This window comes from Streptomyces sp. NPDC047072, from assembly GCF_040643855.1.
Taxonomy (GTDB): domain Bacteria; phylum Actinomycetota; class Actinomycetes; order Streptomycetales; family Streptomycetaceae; genus Streptomyces.
Genome location: NZ_JBEYVC010000337.1, coordinates 1 through 3,428, shown reverse-complemented (window position 1 = coordinate 3,428; position 3,428 = coordinate 1). Strand labels below are relative to the sequence as shown.

Annotated in this window: 4 protein-coding genes and 2 pseudogenes; 1 reads left to right on the top strand and 5 read right to left on the bottom strand. The window is 71.1% G+C overall.

The genetic code is table 11. From position 1 onward, the window contains the following. Position 1 precedes the first annotated feature (1 nt). A pseudogene (locus ABZ896_RS52315) lies at positions 2–94 on the top strand (ABC transporter permease); the annotation flags it as partial. 24 nt (positions 95–118) lie between these two features. Here the strand turns inward: ABZ896_RS52315 and nusB are convergent. The 5 genes and pseudogenes from nusB to ABZ896_RS52290 all read right to left on the bottom strand — a co-directional run. Next, positions 119–553 carry a transcription antitermination factor NusB gene (nusB, locus tag ABZ896_RS52310; RefSeq protein ID WP_360946477.1) on the bottom strand — a complete coding sequence of 145 codons (435 nt, stop codon included), beginning with the start codon at positions 551–553 and terminating at the stop codon, positions 119–121. Positions 554–555: 2 nt separating this feature from the next. Then, a complete protein-coding gene (efp, locus tag ABZ896_RS52305) occupies positions 556–1,122 on the bottom strand; it encodes an elongation factor P (RefSeq protein WP_360946474.1) in 567 nt (188 codons plus the stop codon). Between the two features lie 51 nt (positions 1,123–1,173). Then, positions 1,174–2,280 carry an aminopeptidase P family protein gene (locus ABZ896_RS52300; RefSeq protein ID WP_360946471.1) on the bottom strand — a complete coding sequence of 369 codons (1,107 nt, stop codon included), beginning with the start codon at positions 2,278–2,280 and terminating at the stop codon, positions 1,174–1,176. Positions 2,281–2,414: 134 nt separating this feature from the next. Next, complete coding sequence (locus tag ABZ896_RS52295; RefSeq protein WP_360946468.1) at positions 2,415–3,275, bottom strand: Pro-rich N-terminal domain-containing protein; 861 nt, start codon at positions 3,273–3,275, stop codon at positions 2,415–2,417. 65 nt (positions 3,276–3,340) lie between these two features. Continuing rightward, a pseudogene (locus tag ABZ896_RS52290) lies at positions 3,341–3,428 on the bottom strand (ABC transporter permease); the annotation flags it as partial.

Sequence of the window (3,428 nt, the reverse complement as noted above, 5' to 3'; positions counted from 1 at the left end):
CCTGGAGACAGCGTCCGGCGCGGCCGAGCTCGGGCCGCGCGCGCGGCTGTGGCCCGCGCTCGCGGCCGTGTACCGGGCGCAGCTGTCGCGGGCCCTCAGGCGTTTGTGCGTGCGTGTACTACGCCTCGTCCCGGCGCAGCGACGGCTTGAGCTCCTTGAGCCGGCCCAGCAGGCCGTTGACGAACGCGGGCGACTCGTCCGTGGAGAACTCCTTGGCCAGCTGCACCATCTCGTCGAGCACGACGGCGTCCGGCGTCTCGTCGGCCCAGATCAGCTCGTAGGCACCGAGCCGCAGGATGTTGCGGTCGACGACCGGCATCCGGTCCAGCGTCCAGCCGACGGAGTACTGCGCGATCAGCTCGTCGATCCGCTTCGCGTGCTCCGCGTAGCCCTCGACCAGCTGCATCGTGTACTCGCTCACCGGCGGCTGCCGGGTGTCGGTCCGGGAGAGCCGGATCCAGTCCGCGAGGACCGTCAGGACGTCGGCTCCGCGCTGGTCGCCCTCGAAGAGGATCTGGAAGGCGCGCTTGCGGGCCGTGTTGCGGGCAGCCACGGTTAGCTGTTCACCCGGCCGAGGTAGTCGCTCGTGCGGGTGTCGACCTTGATCTTCTCACCGGTGGTGATGAAGAGCGGGACCTGGATCTGGTGACCGGTCTCCAGGGTGGCGGGCTTGGTGCCGCCGGTGGAGCGGTCGCCCTGGACGCCCGGCTCGGTCTCCTGGATGACGAGCTCGACGGCGGCCGGCAGCTCGACGAAGAGCACCTCGCCCTCGTGCTGCGCGACGGTGGCCGTGAAGCCCTCGATGAGGAAGTTCGCGGCGTCGGCGACCGTCTTGCGGTCGATCATCAGCTGGTCGTAGGTCTCCATGTCCATGAAGACGAAGTACTCGCCGTCCATGTACGAGAACTGCATGTCGCGCTTGTCGACAGTGGCCGTCTCGACCTTGACGCCGGCGTTGAACGTCTTGTCGACGACCTTGCCGGACAGCACGTTCTTGAGCTTGGTGCGCACGAATGCAGGGCCCTTGCCGGGCTTGACGTGCTGGAACTCGACGACGGACCACAGCTGGCCGCCGTCGAGCTTGAGCACCAGGCCGTTCTTGAGGTCGTTCGTGGAAGCCACGGTTGCGGAATCTCCTGGACTGACGTGGACGACCCCGGCGCACGCCACTGCCTAGAGGGCGAGCAGCTCCTTGGTCGTGATGGTGAGTAGCTCGGGTCCGCCGTCCGCCTCGGGGCGTACGACGAGCGTGTCATCGATCCGGACGCCGCCCCGTCCCGGGAGGTGGACCCCCGGTTCGACGGTGACCGGCACGCAAGCGTCCAGTTTACCCATGGCCGCGGGAGCCAACTGCGGGTCCTCGTCGATTTCGAGTCCGACGCCGTGTCCGGTGAGGGCGGGGAGGCCCTCGTGGTGCCCCGCGGACTCCAGTACCTGCCGTGCCGCGCGGTCCACGTCGCGGTGGGCCACCCCCGGTGCCAGGGACTCCCGGCCGGCCCGCTGAGCGGCGAAGACGAGGTCGTACAGCTCGATCTGCCAGTCGGCGGGGGACGTACCGATGACGAACGTACGGCCGATCTCGCAGCGGTAGCCGCGGTAGGTCGCGCCCAGGCAGACGGAGAGGAAATCTCCTTCCTCGACCCGGCGGTCGGTGGGGCGGTGGGAGCGGCGGCCGGAGTTCGGGCCGGTGCCGACGGCGGTGCGGAAGGCCGGGCCGTCGGCGCCGTGGTCGACGAGACGGCGCTCCAGCTCCAGGGCGAGATGGCGTTCGGTACGGCCGACGAGGATCGACTCCAGGAGTTCACCGAGGGCCTGGTCCGCGATCTCGGCGCCGATGCGGAGGCAGGAGATCTCCTCCTCGTCCTTGATCACCCTGAGCTGCTCGACGGCTCCGCCGAGGTCGGCGAGGCACAGGCGCGGAGTGACCGACCGGATCGCTCGGTGCCGGGCGACCGTGAGGTGCTGTTCCTCCACGGCGAGCGACTCGGCGCCCTGACCTGTGGCGAGGTCGGCCGCGGCGACGGCGGGGTCGCCCCCGGCACCGGGAAGGTGGTGCAGCCGCAGGGTCTCGTCGGGGCGGCCGGTGCCGGGACGGTCGTCCGGGGGGCCGACGCACACCAGGAGGTCCTCGGTCCTGCCGAGCAGCAGCACGCTGCCCTGCGGGGCGCTGCCCGCGAGGTAGCGGACGTTGGCCGGCCGGGAGATCAGCGCGGATTGGCTGCCGCCGGCTTGGTAGCGGTCTCTCAGGCGGGCTCTTCGGGTGGCGTACACCTCTGACATGACTTGAGCGTAGGAGTGTTACGTCTGAGGCGCCGGTTGAGGAGGCCGAGTGGGGGTCGTACGTCGGCTGCGGGCCCGTGGGGGCTTGTCGCGCAGTTCCCCGCGCCCCTAGGTGGGTTCCCGCTCCCCCACGATCACCAGCTCGGTGGGCTCGCTATCGACCTCGACAGTACGTCGTCCAGGACCCTTGCCGTCTGCGGTACGTCCAGCTGGCTGTTGTCGATGATCGGGAGGCCCGAGCCGTACCAGCCCGCCATACGGCCGTGGATGCGCGCGACCTCCTCGTCCGTCAGACGGCGGTTGCCGGAGCGCTCCGCGTTGCGTTCCAGGACGATCTCCAGGCCGGGGAGGAGGACGACCGGCAGGAGGCCCGGGCCGACGTGCCGCTTCCAGCCGCCCAGGCCCACCACCGGCCGGTCCGGGAACACCGCGTCGTCGAGGATGCAGGAGATGCCGTTGGCGAGGAAGTTGCGCGCGGCGAAGCCGCAGGTGCGGCGGGCGAGGCGGTACTGGGCCTCGGAGTGGTCGTTCCAGCCGGACTGGGGGTCGGCGAAGCCGGAGCGGACCCATTCGCGGACGTCGTCGAGGCTGATGTGGGCGGTGGGCACCCGGCGGTGGTCGGCCCAGTACTTGGCGACGCTCGTCTTGCCCGCGCCCGCCGGGCCGATCAGCAGCACGGCGAGGGGCGTGGCGGCGGAGTCGGGGGCCGCGGTGGCGGGCGGCGGGGCCGTGGGCATCCCCACCGGACCGCCGGGCGGCAGCGGCACCCGACCGGTGGTGTCGGGAGCCGGTGCGGTCGGGGCGTGCTGCGGCACCGGCGGGGGCGGGGGTTGCTGCGGATGCGGGGCGAAGCCGGGTACCGGGGGCGGCGGGGCCGAGCCCTGCTGTGCGCCTTGCTGGTGCGAACCCTGCTGTGCGGCCGGCGACCAGCCGGCGGCCGGTCCGTGCCCCGGCTGATGGGGCGGCGGCAGCGGAGAACCCACTGCGTGCTGCATCCGGTGCCACTCCGTCTCGTCGTCTTCGGCTCTCGCCGAATTGGCGCTGGCTACGGGGCACATACCCCGCTCCACCCACCTCGAACGAGCGTGATCACAGGGGACATCGGAAGAAGTTCGAGGAAGGAAGCCTCCCGATCCGGCAACAACTCC

Bases quoted from the DNA above. Each gene is read 5' to 3' on its own strand.
- ABZ896_RS52300 (WP_360946471.1), bottom strand. From the start codon at position 2,280: ATGTCAGAGGTGTACGCCACCCGAAGAGCCCGCCTGAGAGACCGCTAC.
- ABZ896_RS52295 (WP_360946468.1), bottom strand. From the start codon at position 3,275: ATGCAGCACGCAGTGGGTTCTCCGCTGCCGCCGCCCCATCAGCCGGGG.